16 protein-coding genes are annotated in these 18,355 nt (G+C 35.7%); all 16 read left to right on the top strand.

All coding sequences use genetic code 11. The features are described from left to right. Nucleotides 1–618: 618 nt before the first annotated feature. The 16 genes from AC07YC_RS10420 (at nucleotide 619) to AC07YC_RS10345 (ending at nucleotide 18,334) form a co-directional block, all read left to right on the top strand. A complete protein-coding gene (locus AC07YC_RS10420) occupies nucleotides 619–1,023 on the top strand; it encodes a hypothetical protein (RefSeq protein WP_494919279.1) in 405 nt (134 codons plus the stop codon). Nucleotides 1,024–1,160: 137 nt separating this feature from the next. Then, nucleotides 1,161–1,406 (top strand): hypothetical protein, encoded by a 246-nt coding sequence (locus AC07YC_RS10415; RefSeq protein ID WP_096365287.1) that lies wholly within the window; start codon nucleotides 1,161–1,163, stop codon nucleotides 1,404–1,406. Nucleotides 1,407–1,434: 28 nt separating this feature from the next. Beyond that, nucleotides 1,435–2,310, top strand: a complete 876-nt coding sequence (locus AC07YC_RS10410) for a hypothetical protein (RefSeq protein WP_494919278.1) — start codon at nucleotides 1,435–1,437, stop codon at nucleotides 2,308–2,310. 201 nt (nucleotides 2,311–2,511) lie between these two features. Next, nucleotides 2,512–2,895, top strand: coding sequence for a ribonuclease toxin immunity protein CdiI (cdiI, locus tag AC07YC_RS10405; protein ID WP_494919277.1), 384 nt, complete (start codon nucleotides 2,512–2,514; stop codon nucleotides 2,893–2,895). Between the two features lie 368 nt (nucleotides 2,896–3,263). Then, nucleotides 3,264–3,743, top strand: a complete 480-nt coding sequence (locus AC07YC_RS10400; protein WP_324728515.1) for a DUF2247 family protein — start codon at nucleotides 3,264–3,266, stop codon at nucleotides 3,741–3,743. 501 nt (nucleotides 3,744–4,244) lie between these two features. Then, on the top strand, nucleotides 4,245–4,688 hold the full coding sequence (locus AC07YC_RS10395; RefSeq protein ID WP_494919275.1) for an SMI1/KNR4 family protein: 444 nt from the start codon (nucleotides 4,245–4,247) through the stop codon (nucleotides 4,686–4,688). A gap of 118 nt (nucleotides 4,689–4,806) precedes the next feature. After that, nucleotides 4,807–5,256, top strand: a complete 450-nt coding sequence (locus AC07YC_RS10390; RefSeq protein ID WP_494919274.1) for an SUKH-3 domain-containing protein — start codon at nucleotides 4,807–4,809, stop codon at nucleotides 5,254–5,256. A 383-nt stretch (nucleotides 5,257–5,639) separates the two neighbouring features. Further along, the gene (locus AC07YC_RS10385; RefSeq protein WP_336635215.1) at nucleotides 5,640–6,587 is read left to right on the top strand and encodes an ADP-ribosylglycohydrolase family protein; all 948 of its coding nucleotides are present in this window, start codon (nucleotides 5,640–5,642) and stop codon (nucleotides 6,585–6,587) included. After that, nucleotides 6,584–6,997: an SMI1/KNR4 family protein gene (locus AC07YC_RS10380; protein WP_494919272.1), complete on the top strand. Its 414-nt coding sequence runs from the start codon at nucleotides 6,584–6,586 to the stop codon at nucleotides 6,995–6,997. The genes AC07YC_RS10385 and AC07YC_RS10380 overlap by 4 nt, the downstream gene beginning before the upstream one ends. Nucleotides 6,998–7,247: 250 nt before the next feature. Continuing rightward, complete coding sequence (gene comX, locus AC07YC_RS10375) at nucleotides 7,248–7,406, top strand: competence pheromone ComX (RefSeq protein ID WP_036149013.1); 159 nt, start codon at nucleotides 7,248–7,250, stop codon at nucleotides 7,404–7,406. Beyond that, on the top strand, nucleotides 7,379–9,733 hold the full coding sequence (locus AC07YC_RS10370; protein WP_494919270.1) for an ATP-binding protein: 2,355 nt from the start codon (nucleotides 7,379–7,381) through the stop codon (nucleotides 9,731–9,733). The genes comX and AC07YC_RS10370 overlap by 28 nt, the downstream gene beginning before the upstream one ends. A 241-nt stretch (nucleotides 9,734–9,974) precedes the next feature. Continuing rightward, the gene (locus tag AC07YC_RS10365; RefSeq protein ID WP_494919269.1) at nucleotides 9,975–12,845 is read left to right on the top strand and encodes a hypothetical protein; all 2,871 of its coding nucleotides are present in this window, start codon (nucleotides 9,975–9,977) and stop codon (nucleotides 12,843–12,845) included. Between the two features lie 143 nt (nucleotides 12,846–12,988). Then, entirely contained in the window at nucleotides 12,989–14,290 is a 1,302-nt protein-coding gene (locus AC07YC_RS10360; RefSeq protein ID WP_336635210.1) for a hypothetical protein, read from the top strand. Between the two features lie 335 nt (nucleotides 14,291–14,625). Next, nucleotides 14,626–15,849, top strand: coding sequence for an MFS transporter (locus tag AC07YC_RS10355; protein WP_036126972.1), 1,224 nt, complete (start codon nucleotides 14,626–14,628; stop codon nucleotides 15,847–15,849). A gap of 22 nt (nucleotides 15,850–15,871) precedes the next feature. Continuing rightward, complete coding sequence (locus AC07YC_RS10350; RefSeq protein ID WP_494919266.1) at nucleotides 15,872–17,287, top strand: M20 family metallopeptidase; 1,416 nt, start codon at nucleotides 15,872–15,874, stop codon at nucleotides 17,285–17,287. Nucleotides 17,288–17,371: 84 nt separating this feature from the next. Continuing rightward, entirely contained in the window at nucleotides 17,372–18,334 is a 963-nt protein-coding gene (locus AC07YC_RS10345) for a glutaminase (RefSeq protein ID WP_008180161.1), read from the top strand. Nucleotides 18,335–18,355 lie beyond the last annotated feature (21 nt).

The following is an 18,355-nucleotide window of genomic DNA, read 5'->3' as shown; positions in this document are numbered from 1 at the left end:
GATTTTCCATTTTCATAAAGTTTTACTAATTGCAATTTAAATTCAGATGTAAAAGTTCGACGTTGACGTGACATAGTTGCACGCTCCTTTAAGTTGGTAGTCTAAGTGTACTAGCCCTTATTTTTTATGTCCAACTTAGTGTAGCCGATTCAATGATTCCAGTGGTGGGCAGTGTGGCGACTGTTGGGGAATTAGGGAAAAAGGTGCCGACGTAGTTAAGAGCATCACTAAAAGTGTTCAAAATGCGAATAAAGGTCTCTTAGGCAGTGTAAAAGAGCAAGTCCCAAACGTGAAAACGCAGATACAATAGTAGACGAAGTCAAACAGCAACTGCGTCAACTGGGATCTCCACAGATGGAGTTAGCAGGTGTGAACGTTGGAGAATAAAGGATACAAGAACATATGGAAGAGAGACAACAACTCCAAGTCCGAAACCATCAAAAATGGCTCGAATAGTAAACCTGATGAAGCGAATAAAGGTAGGGTAATTAAATTATCGAAACACAAACTAATTTAGCAAGAGAAACGGAATTTGACAATATATAAAATTTTGAATCTGATTCAGAGATTATAGGCATAATGACAAAACGGCAAAACTGATTTAAGGTGGAATATGCTATGAATAATAATGTTGATTATGAAAGTATTAAAGATTCTGTTGTATATAGTTTTGAAGAATATATAGAAGATGATGGATTTACGGCATCACAATCTGCAGCAAAAGTATTTGAAGAAGATTGGAGAGAGCTAAATTATAATGCTTTTACAAAAGCTGCATATTATATTTGTGTTGCAATTGAGTGTTTTAAGCTTAAAGAAATACCAGATTTTATATATGAAAATTTAGGTTTTTATATCAATAGTAATGAATTTAAAGATGATGCTAATAAAGAAGATATAGAACAGTTATTGCAAGATATAAATAAATGTATACAATTAATGGGGACTGAAGATTATAAGGTTATTGAATCGAGCTTTGGTGCTAAATCAAGAATTGAATATATTCTTAATTTAAAACCGTAATTAAACAATAGAAATTATCAAAATATTACAATTGAAGTTGGTTACGAATAATTTATTTAGCTCACTATCAAGAACTTGAAAAGAATTGCATCCTAAGAATTGAGGAAATCATAGCTTTTAACGTAAGAGTTGAAACTGTGATTTCTTTTTTTGCTTGGGCAACATGTGCTTTTACAATATGTGCAGAATGGTATGGACAATACGGCGAGCGTACTGAATCTAAACAGACATGGATGCTAGGCTCCAAAATGTCATATGCTCTGTTTATTGAGGATTATCTCATATTGTATGATGCAAATGCGCCAATTAAAGAAAATTTTGATGCAGCAGTCTCATTTATTAACCCTGTTAGGAAAGTGAAAAAGGGCGAAGAAGGCCATTAAAAAAGCGGTCCTGACCACGAAAAAGGTTGTGAAAAAAGCAAAGGCAGCTGTGACAAAAGCCAAGCAACAGGTAAAGGCCGCTGTCAAACAAACGAAGCAGGTAGTGAAGGAAAAGGTACTACCAGTGGTGAAAAAAGCTACACAAGCAACGACCAAAGCAGTGAAAAATGCTGTAAAACCTAAAAATATGTTGAATACGATCCAAGTAGGATTAGATATTGTAGGGTTAATCCCAGGTGTCGGTGAAATAGCGGATGGCGTGAATGGCATTATTTATCTGGCCAGAGGTGACAAGGTCAATGCGGCCCTTTCCTTTGGCGCGATGATTCCGTTTGCGGGCTGGGCGGCAACAGGCGGAAAATTAGTAAATAAAGGTGCCGGGGTAGTTAAGAGTGTCACTGAAGGTGTTCAAAAAGCGCTGAAATGTCCAGTAGGAAGTGTAGTAGACAAAGTCAAAAAGCAAGTAGTGAACGTGAAAACCCAGATACAATCCAAAGTAGCCGAAGTCAAACAGCAACTGCGTCAGATCCTGCGACCACCACAGCAGCGGGAGTTAGCAGGAGCAGGAGCAGATGTAGGCGTTAGATACATAGAGGATACAGGAACAGTTGGAAGAAACACAACAACTCCAAGTCCGAAACCGTCTAATACCCAACCATCACAAAATGGCTCGAATAAAAAGCCTGCTGAGGATAAGGGTACGGTTAAAGATGTTACTTTTAAAAAGGGTCATGATACACATCTAATCGAAGTAGAGGGCTTCAAAGAAAAACCAAACATTGGAATAAAAGGTGGTCACAATCTTGACAATTTTGAGAAGTTTATTTTAGATAACTTTGGTAAACAGGTTAAGGTTATTAATCAAGCTGTGACCCAAAAGTTTTTTCTGATGAACAGGTATTGAAGTTGGGCAGAGAAGCTATGGAAGAAAATTTTAGTAATAATAGTAAAATCAAGGTGGAGGTAGGTCACCTAGTGATTTAGTAGAAGGGTATGTCAATGTAAATGGGAAACATTTGAAGTTTAAGGGCTTTAAAGACAAAAATACAGGAGAGATTTCGAATTTCTTACCAGTTCTAGATTAAATATTAAAGGAGTGTTTGTTATGAGTGAGGAAATTTTTATTATTGAAAAATTTTCAGAAAAAGTTGAGTTGATGCGTCTATATTACAAAATAATAGGTGATGGGAAGTTTATGGAAGCAATAGATAATTTCAAAAATAATCAAGGTTTTGGGGTTGACCCAGTATGTTGTATTTTTGCAAATGAATATCAGCCGGAAGAAGAGGGGAGTTTTGGTGAAACTGGTGTTAACTTCACTATACAACCACCTATGGCTGAAGTTGAGGAAAATGCCATTGTAGATGAAAATGTGTTTTTTCAATATTTAACAGAAGCTGGGGAAGACTATTTAACAAGACGACCTCAAGATCGAACAAGAGTTGAAGTTTCCTTAATAGAACTAAAAGAAATTTTAAATTTATCATAATTTAAGATGGAGAAGAGATAGATATTACAAGACACATTTATCATATTTTAGATTAATCAAAAGTTCATGTATATATGTGGGGATTATTATTGGGTTTATATGTTAAATTTGGAGTAGCATAAAATTCATTTTTAAATAAAAATATAACCTAGATTGGCTTACCTTACTAGGTTTTTGTTATGTCCAAAAACAATAAAAGAGAAATTAGAATATGTTGGACATTTTAAAATCCCTTGATTGGCTAACTACCTTTTAAGATATTTTTGTTATAGTTGACTTTAGAATTTCAACTCGGGAGTATGTAGATTTAATATTGTCACTATATTTAATAATCAAAACAAGTATAAAAAAAGTAGTAGGTAAATAATATGAACTTAAAAGATTTAAAAAATCGATATATTAAGTATGACTGGAAAACTATTTTCGTAGGTGTCCACGAAAATTATTTTAGTAAAGACGTTATTTCAGACTATGCGGTAGAGTTAATGGTGATTGGTGATGAAAGTGAGTTTGTTAGTGAACTTGCATGGGGAGTATCTATGGAAGATTTAGATAAAGTTATGTTAGAAATAAAAACTAAATATTTCCCTCAATTAGATGAAGCAAGCACAATATTATTAGAGGAATATAGAAAGCTCAGATTTGTTTGTTTATCTGATATAAAAGAAAGATGTAAAGAAGAAAATGAATTATTAAATAAAATTGCAGAGTTTTATGGAAATCATAACTACCCAGAAGATATGGTGAGTTTTGTTAATTATATGCCTCAAGAGGTTCCAACCACGAAAAAAGATTTGGTAAAAAGGTTTGATAAATTTTTAAAATTAGAGAGTAAGAGATTTAGTTAGCTGTTTTACTTAATTTCAGGGGAGAGAAGAAGAACAAAAAGGCTATTAAGGAATAAACAAAGTAATGGTAAATTGTGGTTTTTTCATGAATTGACAAAAACATCATACGAAGAAATAACAATGCTACTTTTGGTTTGCAATAATAAAGGTCAGTTAAAATATCAGTTATTGGGATTATGTATAAGGTTTATTATAATTGGCTTTAAAAGGTAATTAGATTAAGTGACAATAAAAAAATAAAGATTAAAGAATATAAAAAGGCCCTCTCATTCTCTTTCTAACACTACGATAAAAGCCTCCTATTATAAATACCCGTGGTTCTGGTCAGAAAATAATTGAACATCTTAGGGAAAAGTACACTAATATTCCATGTTAATACTGAGGTCATTTCTCACAAGGCGATTTGTCAAAGCTGTAATGATATTATTAATTAATTTCAGAAGGATTTCCCAAACATTAAAAGGCAAATATTAGATGAGTAAAATATGGAGGAGATTTAGTATGAATTTTTATAAAAGTAGTAATATAGAGGATTTCTTGACATCCTTAGAGAAGGACACTTATCCAATGAAACCCTGCAGTAAGGATGATATATCAAAATTAGTAAAATTGTCTCCAACTCGAACACTTCCTAAAACTTATTTGGATTTTATGAATAAAGCAGGTAATGGAATTGAATTTTTAGTTGGTACGAATTATTCCATGAAGTACATTTTTGATTTAAAAGAGTGGGCTATTGAACTTTTGGAGGAAAATAATTTCACAAAAAAGCTTACAGATAATCAATTTATATTTATGATGCATCAAGGATATATGTTCTGGTTTTTTTATGTAAATGATGAGGACGATCCAGCGGTATATTGTTATGATGAAAGTGTAGAGTTAGATGATTTTAATAAGGTCAGTGATACTTTATCAGATTTTTTAATCTCTCTATCTGATTGATAGAAGAGTCTGAATAATATACCTGACAATTATTTGATAATTTCAGGAAAGCTTATTTCAATTCGAGCGATAGAAAGTTTTCGTGAATAGAACTTTTGAATAAATAGAGAGGATACTTATGCTAAATTTGTCAAATGAAACGAGAGACATATTACTACAAGCAGGATGGAATCCCAATAATAAAGTTGAATTAACAGAAACAGTAAAGTTTTTAGATGCGATGGGGTATCAAGTGTTTAATGCGGCGGTTGATGCATTAAGTCAATTTGGTGGGGTTGAATATAAATTCAAGCATCCGGATGGAAGTTTGGAAACCTTTCATTTTAGCCCAGAAGAAGCTATTGGGGATTATTATGAAAAAGAAGACTTTGAGGAATTTGAGGTACGAGTGAAAGAGCCGCTCGTAGTAATTGGGGAAGCATACCGAGGGAATCTAATAATGTTTATCTCGATATCTGGTAAGGTCTTTGGGAAAAATGGGTATTCAATATTTAAGTTTGGAGATGACATGTTCGAGGCACTGGACACTCTTTGCTTATTTAGAAAACCATCAGAAATAGCAAAATGAAGCTTTGTCACTCTGTGAATGGCGTTGCCAACATGAGAAAAGCTAGTCATTCTCTAATAAAACCTATCATTCTTTAATATTTTCAAAAATTAAGATGTGTATACAGATAGTCTGGGAAATTAGTGTTATAGCGTAATATTAAACTGATCAATTATAATTAGATATCACATAATAGATCTTTTTTGAGTAGTTTATTAATATTCTTTGACTGGCTATCCGCCTTTCAAGTTTTTTCTTAATGGAATTGTGGTAAAAAACAATCTAATATTTGAATCTAAATTCATAAGGGCTGGGCTGAGTGGCTAGTGAAGTAGTGTAAACCAGAAAAAGTTAGAGTCTACTTCATAGTATGTTTGATTTAGAGAAGGGGGACATGTAATCCTATGGTAGAAGTAAAGTTGAGAGAACGATTGTTTGCCACTTTATATGGTGGGATCATTGGTGATTTGATGGGCGTACCTGTCGAGTTTAAGAAGCGGGGGACTTTCCATGTAGAGGATGTGATAGGGTATGGAACTTACAATCAACCACCGGGAACATGGTCAGATGATACTTCTTTAACGCTATGTTTAGTCGAAAATATGATTGAAAAAGGCGATACACGAAGCTTAATGGATAAGTTTGTACGATATATGGAGCAAGGCTATCTGACACCTTTTGGGGAAATGTTTGATATTGGTATTACTACTGCTGACGCTGTGTCTAGCTATAAAAAGGGAGTTTTGCCTGAGCATTGTGGGAAAACGGGCGAGTTTGATAATGGCAACGGTACGCTGATGAGGATTGCGCCTTTAGTATTTGTATTGATAAATGAAGGTGATTTTAAGAAAAGAAAAGCGTTGGTCCAGCAATATACCATGATCACACATGGACATCCACGTTCAATAGTAGGGTCTATCATTTATATTGAGTTATTATTAAGCTTATACCGAAATAATTCGCTTGAGTTTGCATTAAATGAGGTATTTAACTTGTTGCAAAATAATTTACAGCATGAATTGCATACAGAGTTAAATGCCTACAGTAGAATTTTTGATGAGAACTTTTTAAGTATCTCTGAAGATGAAATTAAATCAAGCGGTTATATTGTCCACTCACTTGAGGCAGCTATATGGAGTGTTGGTCATGCATCTACCTTTAAAGAAGCTATTTTAAAGGCAGTCAATTTGGGAGAAGATACGGATACAATAGCGGCAATAACGGGAGCTTTAGCAGGTATGTGTCATCAAATGAACGGAATTCCAGAAGATTGGTTGAACGCAATAGTAAAAAAACAAGAGATTGATGATTTAATCGAAGCTTTTTATGAGTTTTGTTTTGCAAAGATATGAAAAATCTTCAAGAAGAAGGTGACAACATGTCTCCTTTACATAATATTTTTACTGCCAATCCTCCCGCTAACGAGCATGAAATTTTGCTAATAGAACAGACAATGGCTATTCATCTTCCAGAGGAATATAAAAGCGTACTGAAAATGTCCAATGGTTTTTCATTTACGAATGGTGTTTTCATATATGGTACCGAGGAAATAATGGAAAGAAATGAGACTTGGGAAGTGAAGGAATATGCAAAAGGCTATGTTGCCATAGGGGATGATGGAGGCGGAATGGTCTTTTTAATGGCGTTAGAGAAAGAAGCCTGTCAGGTTTTTGTTGTAGATGTTGGCGATATGAATCCGCTGCATGCTATATTGGTCTCTTCCCATTTAAACAAGTGGCTACAAGAGGGTTTTTTGTATTGAAAAAGTAAAAAATGTAGAAGCTTGTTCCTACCATTAGGAGCAAGCTTTTTCTATGTCAATCTATGGAGAACTAAGCAATTTCATTACATATTCTATTATATTATTGTATTTTTTAGAAAATTATGTTGAATTGTAGGTGAATGATGGTATAATCAATTTATAGTTACAAATATGGTTAATAATTCCTTGTGACGTAGGTTTTATTGGATAATAATAGTAACTATAAAAACTAATGAAATGGAGCGATTTTATGATTAACATGGTTCAATATTTAGAGCAACATCCGTCGTTGGTAACATTGTTAAAAGAAAAGAAAGCTTCTCTTGTTGGTGTTACAGAACTTGAACAAAAGGCAATTTTGGATTCGTTTGATGAAGATGTATGTTTAGAAAGCACAATTTGGTATTAAATTTTAATTATAAAAAGTGGTTTTGGCTTGCTGTAAGTACATATTTGGTAATTGGGCTTTATTTACTAAATGTTACATACAGCAAGCCTGTTTTAAGTATGGATGTTCAGAATGAGGATGGACAATGGATTTTAATAGAGCCATATTATAAGGAATGGGCTGAAAAACATAAAATAAAAAAAGGCGATATTATTTTAGAAGTTGATGGAAAACAGATTGATAGTCTTCGTGATTTAAAGTACGAACCTGTAATTCGTGCAGCTAGAGAATTGAAAATAATGAAAGATAATGGGGCTGTTATAAACCTAAATATTAAGTTATATGATATACCTGAACAATTTTTTTATGTTTTAATAGTTCCTTTTTGTTACTTCCTTCTTACATTATTTATCACTTTATATTTATATTATAAACAAAAAAATACAATTCTCTTAAATTTATTGATTCTTTTTATGTTAACTGTTTCCTTAGCTTATGTTAGTAGTGGAGCATCCGCTAGGTTAAATCTATTAGGAATAATAATCAATCGAAGCAGCATGCTACTTTGTTTAGTTATACTATTACACTTTTTGAAAATATATTTTGAGTTTATGGATTTAAAATGGTTGTTTACTAAAAAAATTAATTTGTTTTATATTATTCCAATCGCAGGTGTGGTACTAAGTGTCTTTAGCAATCTGTATCCATCTACTCATTTTGAAAATTCGTTCATTGTTTTAAGCCTTTTTTTCTTTTTATTGCTGGTGATTCTAGGAATAATAATACTAGGATACATCAAATATAAAACGCCACAATTAAAAATATTGTTAAGTAGTATTATCATTCCATTTTTGCCGTTTTTATTTCTTTATGCACTACCTGAAATACTATTTCATAAACAATTATTAGAAGCTGATATATGTTCTTTATTTCTAATGCTCATTCCATTAAGCTTCTTATTCACTCAACTCACAGAACGTATATTTGATATGGAGTACTTTATATCGCGTATACGCTATTATTTTAATTTCTCATTTGCCTTTACTATTTGGCTTTTGGGTGGTTTGTACTTATTGACGGATTTATCGATTACACGTATGACGGAGCTTTTCTTTTTTACGTTTCTCTCCTTAATGGCGTTGTTTTACATTAAAGAGCGGGTTGATTATCGTAAGCGAAAGATTTTGTTTTCTACAAAAGGTGACTATATCCATCGCTTATATACTACTGTCGATAGTATAGGGAGAGTTGTGAAGATTGAGGATTTATTGGAAAAGTTTGTCCAGGAAGTGGTGCTCCAGCTTGAAATGGAAAGTGTTTATGTTCTCACGTATGATTTTCAAACACATCAAGTTACATTAACGAACAAATCCAAGGAATACAATCAACATCAAATTGATGAGGTTTTACTTGAACAATTAGGTTTAGGGGATATTAAAAAAACAGATCATTTCTATATAGCCTTTATTCATCAGGATACAAGTTATAAACGAATTCTTGTTGTGGATCATAATAAATCTATTTATTTGAAGGATGAGGAATTGCTATGGCTGGAATTGTTACTGTTATATTTAAATAACTTTATTGAAAATACTAAAATGGTCGAGGATCTATTAGATCAGTTAAAGCATATGAAAGAGGCAGATAATCGGCAGCTGCCGTGGCTTAATAAATTACTTTGGCTTCGTTTTGAGGAGGAGAAGTATCAGTTAGCGCAAGAGCTTCATGATACGATTTTACAGGAGCAGCTTCATATCGCAAGAGAAATGGATGTCCTGATGCACATGAAGGATTCAGAAAATTTTTCAACTAAACTTGGGAAGCTTCATGAGCATATGATTACCTCCTTAAATGATTTACGAGGATACTGTGAAAATTTAAAGCCTCCTTTATTAGATACATTGGGCTTAAATGCTGCACTTGAGAAGCTTATTCAAAAAGTTCAAAAACGAGCAAACTTCGAATTGCTTTATACGATTGATCGTCTTTATTTAGAGGATGAACGTTTAAATTTAATGATTTATCGTTTGTTTCAAGAATTATTAAACAATGCATTAAAGCATTCTTATGCCAATGCAGTTACCATCCATTTACAAAGCACGGAAGAAGGCTTTGAGGTTTTGTATAGCGATGATGGTGTGGGGTGTAATCTAGATGATATTATACTGACCGAATCCATGGGCATTCAAGGTATGCAAGAGAGGGTTCAGGCGTTTAATGGGAAATTCGCATTAAATAGCAAAGTAGGAGAGGGAATGATGATTCGTATTCGCGTAAGTGAAACTCAGTATCCATATCCTTATGCGTATAGTACGCTGAACCGACCGACTTACATGATTCGAGGATAGCCCGATGAAGCAGAATACGCTATATGCCTACAATTTTCACCTTTTAATCGCTTCATAATTTTTATGAATGTGGATTAGAAGGCTTTTGTTTTTTTGAGCATGAAATAATATCAAAATATTATTATTGTAGAGATAAGAATACAGGAGAATATACACTTTTTTGAATTCTTTCCCCTGAATAAAGGAAATCAGGGAGATGTGGCCGATATAATTAATAGAAGGATTGAGGAGGTCAACTGATTTGAATAAAAAATTATTTTTAACAGCAGCAGCAATACCTGTAGCACTTATTGTACCAACTCTAGCAAGTGCAGCGGAGACGGTGACGGTCACGGGGCAAAATATTGTAAATGAAACATTAACGGTTCATCAATTACCCAATAATGCCATAGTCAATGCCTATCAATGGTATTATCTAGAAAAGGTAGCTAGTGAAGATGGTTCAAAAACGTCCACGAATAAACCGATTGCAGGTGCTACTTCTGCTTCGTTAAAGGTGCCAGTAGAAGCAGCGGGTAAAACTATTTTTGTGGAAGCTACTACAACTGATGGAAAAAAATATCAAAGTGAGCCAAGAACCATTAATCAATTGGATCTTGCGATTACAACACCGACTTTAGAGGGCTTTTCGACTTCGGATTTTGTTGCACCTGGCGAAACGGTGAAAGTAGCGGGTGTTACTGTAACGGATAAGGCAGGAGCGAAATTAACAAGCGGTCAAATTACATATAGTTATCAATGGTTTTATCAACTAGGTGAGGGTGAAAATTCCTTCACTATTATTGAGGGAGCTTCAGGTAGCACCTATACTATTCCGAAAGATGCCATAGAAAAGGGAATCAAAGATATTATTGTTAAGGTAAAAGCTCAGGTAGGCACTTCTTTTGTGGAATCTCCACGTTCTGAAGTGATTTCTATATCCAAAGAACCAACAGATACATTAGCAAATGATATTAAAAATTTATTAGTGAATGATAACAAATACAATGTTTCTGATATAAAGTCGTTTGAGGAAAAAATTAAGGCATTAGAAAGTAAATATCAAGCATTGTCAGAGCCTGCTAAAGGGAATGTATCAAATTATGCTGTTCTCAAGCGAGCACTTGCAGATGTGGACCTTATCAATAAGTTAAATGAAAAAGTGGACAAGGTAGGGGGAATTAGCGACAAAGATTTGCCTGCCTATATAAAGGAAATTGAAGCTGCCTACGATAAGTTCGATTTATTGCAACGTAGCTTGGATGTCAATGATGCTTTATATACTAGCATTAAAAACCTTTTAAATGAGCCTAATGATCTTGAGGAAATAAAAGAAGTCAGAAGACTTAATCTAGCAATCGTTAATTTACTTTCTTATTCGAATGGCATTTCACAGTATGTTCCTTCTGATAAGGATTCCTTACAAGGGGTCGTGAATACGATTGAGGCAGATATTGCTAAATTATCACAAAATTATCGTGGGGCTGTTCAAAACCTATCGATTCTCAGTGAGGCTAAAGCCGATATTAAAAAAGTGGAGCAATTTATTAAATCATTTGATAAATTATCATCCAATAATACGCCAAATAAGCAGGTAACGGTTGCCAAGTCTATTCGTTCTACCTATGAAAAATTAACGTATAAACAATTAAAATTAGTGCCAGACAAATATGGTCAGCTTTTAACGGCAGCTGAAAGTGCGGAAGAAAGTCAAATTGCTACATTAAACAATGATATCGATAGCTATATTGGGGAGGATATTTATCCAATCAATCCAACTGCTAGTTCTTGGCAAAGTCATGTCAATAATGTGGCTCGCATGGTAAAAGAATATAAGAGCTTAACAAAAGCATCAGCAGCCCAAATAGAAGGGTATGACAGCCTTGTTACGTTACAAAAGGATTTAAAAACAGCTGAAAAAGTGATAAAAGATATGGATGCTTATCAAAAGCTATCTGGCGTAACTGGTGTAACTGAAAGCAAACTGAATTCAAGCTATACAAATACATTAAAAGCTTATAATAAATTGACATCTTTACAGCAATCGCTTGTCTATAATGCTCAAGAGTTTTTACTCAATACGCCGAAAGTTTCTGTTGATGGAAAAGTACCAGCTGATAAGGCTGCAGCAGAGGCTTTGAAAGTAGATATTGCTAAATTTGCGGATGTCACTAAATTTACATTCAATCAATTAGAAAAAGCAGTTGATACGGCAGCGCAATCCTATAAAAAGCTGTCATCTGGTGCAAGAAAGTATGTCACTAATAATTATTTACTAACTGCTGCTCAGAAGGATATTACAGGTGTCAAATCATTCTATAAAAAAATTCAAACCGCTAAAGAAGAAACAGATGCGGCGAAACAAGCTAAAAAAATAGAGTCTGTGCAAAAAGCGTATGCTAAGTTACCTGCTAATCAACAGCATTTAGCAAAAGAGCAATATGAAGCACTGTTAAAGAATCAAATTATTGATGAAAATGCACCAAATATAAAGCAATTGAATGATGAAATAGCTACTATTGTTTCAAATGATCAGTATTTAGTGCCGATTGATAAAATTAATACTCTGTCTAAGCAATACAGTAGCCTAAGCTCAAGTGATAAAAAGCTGATTACGAATTATGATATTTTAAAAGCCGCAATCGCAGATGTGAAAAAAGCAGAATCCTTTATAAAGACCTATGAAAAATCATTTAACACTAATCCAAGCACTGTCATCAAGGCATTTGAAAAACTTACATCTAAGCAAGTGAGCCTTATTCCTTCAGATATCCAAAAATGGGTTAGCGAAAAGCAACAAGGTCAACAGCAAACGAATGAACAGGCTTTGACATTAATTGAATCGATCAATTCTCTCCTTGACAATGGTGAGTATATAGCTGGTCTAGAGGATAAAGTAAAAGATATTCGTACTAAGTATGATGCCTTGAGCGCTGAAGATAAAAAGATTGTCAAAAACTACTCGAAGCTTACACAGGCCGAAAGTGATTTGAAGAAGGTTGCTGACGTCCATGCATTGTACAAAGCAGATGGTGATGAGGCGGCTCAAAAAGCCTGGCAATCCGCTTATGGGAAGCTTTCCAAAAAATTAGAATTACTTTATAAAAACATGTATCCACAGGATAGTAAATGAGGTAAGCCCCGAGAAAATCGGGGTTTTTCTGTATAGATTTTTTATTTGTCTAGTAAATTGGTTGTCCGCTATACTATGAACAGAAGAGAAAAGAAATTCTTTACATAACTATTGCAGTTTCACAAAGAAGGTAGGAACAAAAGATGTATAAAATAGGTGTTGTGGGTCCTGTCAAATCCGTCAAAAGAATTATTGCTTTAGCCAGAGAAATTGAACAGGATATGGAATTTATTCCGTATATTTATGCGATAGCGACAGAGACAAAGCATCTTGTGGAAACCTATGATCAAGATGTGGATTTCTGGCTGTTTTCTGGCTATATCCCCTATAAGATCGCGAGCCAAACAATGGTTTCACAGGATAAATTGGCTCATATCATTTTTTCGGAGGCGGCTATTTATAGAGGATTTTTAGAGCAATCCTATCGGCAAAAGAAGGTTATTGAAAATGTTAGTATCGATATTATACCTTCTCCCTCACAAATGGCTTCAGAGGGTCTAGTGGAGATCCAAAAGAATGTCAATCATATGTATTTAAAGGAATTTGATGTAGCCATTGATCCAAAAGAGTTATTTGATTTTCACTATACACTTTGGCAGGAGGGAAAGATCGATTTTGCCATCACTTGTTATCCATCTGTCGATGAAGAGCTGAAAGATCGAGGCGTTCCCTCCTATTGGGTATCTCCTACAAAAACAGAAATTTACCATACAGTTCAGCTGTTTACGGAAAAAATTAAAACATCCTACTATAAAGAAACTCAAATTGGTGCAGTAATGCTGGAAATCAAGGATTTTGATTCCTTAAAGGAGCGTATGAAGCAAGGGTATCGCATCCAATATTTAGAGCTACGTACTAAGGAACATCTACTTCAACTTTGTGAGCAAATTGACGGTTCCCTCATTGAAGAGGGGAATGGAAAATATACAATTTTTAGTACTAGGGGAGCCATTGAAGGGCAAATTAAATTTCTACAGGAAAAAATGTATCAATTATCCATCGAAATGGAAGCAAAAGTAACTGCAGGTATTGGTTTTGCACAAACCGTATTCAATGCAGAGCTACATGCTCATCGTGGGCTAAGGCAGACCAAGGAAAATGAGGCCATTGATATCGTTATGATTCAGGATGACGGTACGATTATTGAGTCGGTCGGAAATATGGAAGAGCTGTCGTATTCTTATCGAGCGGAAGATCCTGATATTTTAGAAAAGCTAAAAAAAGGTAATATTAGTATTAAAACGTATATGAAAATTCATGCGCTAGTGCAGAAAATGCGCTGGAAGCATTTTACGACAAAGGATTTAGCGATACAGCTTCAAATGAGTGAAAGAAATGCACAGCGTATTGTTGCGGATTTATGTAGTGTAGATTTAGCAAGAATTTGTGGTGAAGAATTGCAGCATATGCGTGGTAGACCAATCAAAATGTATCAGCTTGTCTAGAAACTAAAAAAATGTTCCAAACCAATGTGTGGTTTGGGACATTTTTTTTTCTGAAATTTTAGGATCGATAAAACAAAGACCAGTCCACAAGTTGTGCGCTTTTTTGAGCCGATCATTCATAGCTAGAGAAGCGACTATCTATTAGAAATTTTCAAAAAAATATTGTTTTTTTGGAGTACTTTGATTATTATACGAATATATAACGAAAATGTCGGTATATAAAGGGGTTTTAATTTTACTAGATTTGCAAGGGGGCAAGAATCTTAAAGCACAACTGTAGCGGTGATGCAATCACTGCCATAAAGAGAAGGTTTTTGAATATGGGAGGGATATAAATGACAACAAATGACGTAACGAAAAAATCTAGAAATGTCATCCTTGCGCTATTATTTTTAGGCTGGTCTTTAGGGAACTTAGATCGCTATATTATGAACTACGCAGTCGTTTCCATTACAGGCGATTTGCAACTGGATGCATCTTCGACGGGTATTATTTTAAGCGCTTTCTTTTTAGGCTATGCCATTATGCAAATACCTGGGGGCTGGCTAGCTGATAAATTTGGCGCAAAACGAATTTTGCTAATGGCTGTCATTATGTGGTCAATATTTACTGGACTTACGGCTATTGCCTGGTCTCTAACAGCGATGATTGTTATTCGTTTCTTATTCGGTATTGGAGAGGGTGGATTCCAACCGTCTAGCTCTAAGATTATTGCCACAATTTTCCCGAAAGAGGAAAGAGGCAGAGCGATGTCGATTATGCTGACTTCTGGTGGGATTGTTTCGCTAATTGTACCGCTGTTGGCCGCTTATTTATTAGGAACGATTGGCTGGCGTATGATGTTTATCATTATCGGGGCTATTGGAGCGATTATTGCTTATTTATATTGGAAATACATTCAGCTCCCAAAAGCTGAAACAGCAGAGGCTGCTGAGACAGGTAGTCCGGCAGTTAAGGTAAGCTTTAAAGAACTATTGAAAACACCGCTCATGTGGAATTTGATTATTGCTTATTTCTGTATTTATGCGGTGAACTGGGGATTAGTCTCGTGGATTCCAACCTACCTTCAAAAAAATCGTGGACTAGACTTAATGTCCATTGGTTGGGCACAAACGATTCCTGCTATTACAACGATTATTGGGGTTTATGGTAGCGGATATATTATCGATAAGCTTCCAAGAGGAATGGAAAAGGTGTTAGGCTCTATTTCCTGTGCAGTCATCGGTCTTTTATTGTATTTAATGTTTACAGCAAAAACGGTGACATTATTTATTGGCTATCAAACAGTTGTTTCTATCTTTATCGCGTTTGTCATTACGCTACTACCCGTAATTGTTCTAAAGAAGTTGCCTTCGTCTATAACAGGCTCAGCTATGGGGATCGCGAATACAGGCGGACAGCTAGCGGGGTTTGTTACACCTATGGCTATTGGTTTTATGGTCGATGCCTTTAATGGCTCCTTTGATGCAGCCTTTTGGATGTTAATTGGATTCGCGCTCATTTGTATTGTGTCGCTTGTAACGTTAAACGACCAAAAAGGAGCATTATTGAAAGCATAATGAATAAATTGGAGGGACAATAATGAGTTTTCAAGAAAAAATTTCTACATTAATTGAGGCAAAGAAGGATGCAAGTGTGGCCTTAAGTGATGCAATTTGGGCTGTACCGGAGCTTCATTTTCAAGAAAATCAATCAATGCGATATATGAAAGAGGCACTCGAAAACGAGGGGTTTCAAACTGAGGCTGGCTTAACTGGGCTGGATACTGCGCTTGTTGGAACTTTTGGGTCAGGAAAGCCAGTCATCGCCTTTTTAGGGGAATACGATGCATTACCAGGCTTGAGCCAAAAGGGCGGTGTTACCACTCATGAGCCTCTTGAGAGTGGGGGAAGTGGTCATGGCTGTGGCCATAATTTATTAGGAACAGGAGCATTTGCAGCGGCTGTTGCCGTAAAAGATTATTTAGAGCAACATCCACAATCCGCAACCATCCGTTTTTACGGTTGCCCTGCAGAAGAAAATGGATCTGGTAAAGCTTATATGGCGAAAGCTGGCTTATTCGATGATGTAGATATCGCCATTTCTTGGCATCCTGGTACGTTTTCAACAGTGATGACTTGTAGCTCTCTAGCAAACTATGCTGTTACATTTAAGTTTACAGGTAAAAGTGCACATGCTGCGGCTGCTCCTCATTTGGGAAGAAGTGCACTAGATGCTGTTGAGCTAATGAACGTTGGGGTAAACTATTTACGAGAGCATATCATTCCAGAAGCAAGAGTGCATTATGCTATTACAAACTCTGGTGGAACATCTCCGAATGTTGTCCAACCATATGCTGAGGTTACCTATTTAGTGCGGGCACCTAAAAAGCAACAGGTGCAAGAAATCTATCAGCGCGTTGAACAAATAGCGAAGGGTGCGACGCTCATGACAGGTACTTCCCTAGAAATTGATTTTGAAGGTGCTGCTTCTAATTTAATAACGAATAAGACGCTTTATGACGCCATGTATCAACAAATACTTGAAATTGGCATGCCAGACTATACAATAGAGGATGAACAGTATGCTCAGGCTATTTTCAATACGTTTTCTCCTGAAGTACAAGCCTCTTCATTAGTTGGTCTACATAAAGGAGATGTTCAACAATTACAAGGAAAAGTTATTGCTGATCATATTCCTCGAATGCTCCCTGAATTTATCATGGGTGGCTCTACGGATGTGGGAGATGTTAGCTGGAATGTGCCAACTGTTCAATGTACGACAGTATGTATGGCGTTAGGAACGCCACTGCATACATGGCAAGTTGTTTCTCAAGGTGTCACGCCAATCGCCCATAAAGGTATGCTACAAGCTGCTAAAATTATGGCGTGTACAGCAATTGAGTTATTGGCTAATCCAATACTGATTGAGGAAGCTAAAAAGGAATGGCAAGAACGTCTTGATGGGGAGACGTATGAATCGTTAATTCCGGAGGGGACCATGCCTCCAAAGCTATAAAAGGATAGCAAAAATATGGATAGAGTCTTCATAGGAGAACTATGAAGACTCTGTTTTTGCACATTTTGAAAGGAGTCCACAGTAATGTCAACACAACCTAGTCACGATCAGCTTGTGGCACAATCGGTCACACAGTTTCGCTCTGCCGCAAAAGAAGGACGGTGCGCTAACTATATCCCTGCATTAGCTAAAAAAGACCCAAATCAATTAGCTATAGCCATTATTGGCACTGAAGGGCATGAAATTAAAGCTGGTGATACGACGGAGTTATTTACGCTTCAAAGTGTTTCCAAAGTAATCACCTTTATACTGGCCTGTATGGATCGAGGATTGCCCTATGTATTAGAGAGGGTTGATGTTGAGCCAACAGGGGATACATTCAACTCTATTATTCGCTTAGAAAGTCATCAGCCAGGAAAGCCCTTTAATCCAATGATTAATGCTGGGGCGATTACTGTCTCCTCTATGATGATTGGTCATTCACCACAGGAGAAGATTGACAAAATCCTGCAATTTTTAGAGCAAATCATAGGTAAGCAATTAAGTGTCAACGAGGAAGTGTTTCAATCCGAGTGGCAAACAGCTAACCGTAATCGAGCACTAGCCTACTATTTAATGGATTCTGGTTTCTTAGACTGCCCAGTAGAAGCGGCTCTTGAGGTTTACTTAAAGCAATGTGCGATTGAAGTCAATGTCTCCGATTTAGCGATGATTGGTTTAGTTATCGCTAATGATGGCTATCATCCGCTATTAAAGAAACAATTATTTCCTAAACAAGTGGCAAAATTAGCAAAGGCTCTAATGGTAACATGCGGTATGTACAATGCTTCAGGGAAATTTGCGGCATTTATTGGACTTCCTGCTAAAAGTGGTGTTTCTGGTGCCATTCTTACCGCTGTCCCAGGCCATGCAGGATTAGATTCACCATTCCCTGCTGGCTGTGGAATAGGTATTTATGGACCAGCCATTGATCCTATCGGGAATAGTGTCGCAGGTGTCCAATTACTGAAACATTTAGCGACAGAATGGGATATGACCATTTTTTAACGAGTAGAAGATGACTTCAGA

The sequence above is a fragment of the Lysinibacillus sp. GW247-5R2A genome (genome assembly GCF_059424475.1).
The sequence above is the reverse complement of the archived record's forward strand: the minus strand, read 5'-3'. Positions and strand labels throughout refer to the sequence as shown.

Excerpts from the sequence above, each read along its gene's own strand:
- AC07YC_RS10420 (WP_494919279.1), top strand. The coding sequence starts at position 619 with ATGAATAATAATGTTGATTATGAAAGTATTAAAGATTCTGTTGTATAT.
- cdiI (WP_494919277.1), top strand. The coding sequence starts at position 2,512 with ATGAGTGAGGAAATTTTTATTATTGAAAAATTTTCAGAAAAAGTTGAG.
- AC07YC_RS10400 (WP_324728515.1), top strand. The coding sequence starts at position 3,264 with ATGAACTTAAAAGATTTAAAAAATCGATATATTAAGTATGACTGGAAA.
- AC07YC_RS10395 (WP_494919275.1), top strand. The coding sequence starts at position 4,245 with ATGAATTTTTATAAAAGTAGTAATATAGAGGATTTCTTGACATCCTTA.
- AC07YC_RS10390 (WP_494919274.1), top strand. The coding sequence starts at position 4,807 with ATGCTAAATTTGTCAAATGAAACGAGAGACATATTACTACAAGCAGGA.
- AC07YC_RS10385 (WP_336635215.1), top strand. The coding sequence starts at position 5,640 with ATGGTAGAAGTAAAGTTGAGAGAACGATTGTTTGCCACTTTATATGGT.
- AC07YC_RS10380 (WP_494919272.1), top strand. The coding sequence starts at position 6,584 with ATGAAAAATCTTCAAGAAGAAGGTGACAACATGTCTCCTTTACATAAT.
- comX (WP_036149013.1), top strand. The coding sequence starts at position 7,248 with ATGATTAACATGGTTCAATATTTAGAGCAACATCCGTCGTTGGTAACA.
- AC07YC_RS10370 (WP_494919270.1), top strand. The coding sequence starts at position 7,379 with ATGTTTAGAAAGCACAATTTGGTATTAAATTTTAATTATAAAAAGTGG.
- AC07YC_RS10360 (WP_336635210.1), top strand. The coding sequence starts at position 12,989 with ATGTATAAAATAGGTGTTGTGGGTCCTGTCAAATCCGTCAAAAGAATT.
- AC07YC_RS10355 (WP_036126972.1), top strand. The coding sequence starts at position 14,626 with ATGACAACAAATGACGTAACGAAAAAATCTAGAAATGTCATCCTTGCG.
- AC07YC_RS10350 (WP_494919266.1), top strand. The coding sequence starts at position 15,872 with ATGAGTTTTCAAGAAAAAATTTCTACATTAATTGAGGCAAAGAAGGAT.
- AC07YC_RS10345 (WP_008180161.1), top strand. The coding sequence starts at position 17,372 with ATGTCAACACAACCTAGTCACGATCAGCTTGTGGCACAATCGGTCACA.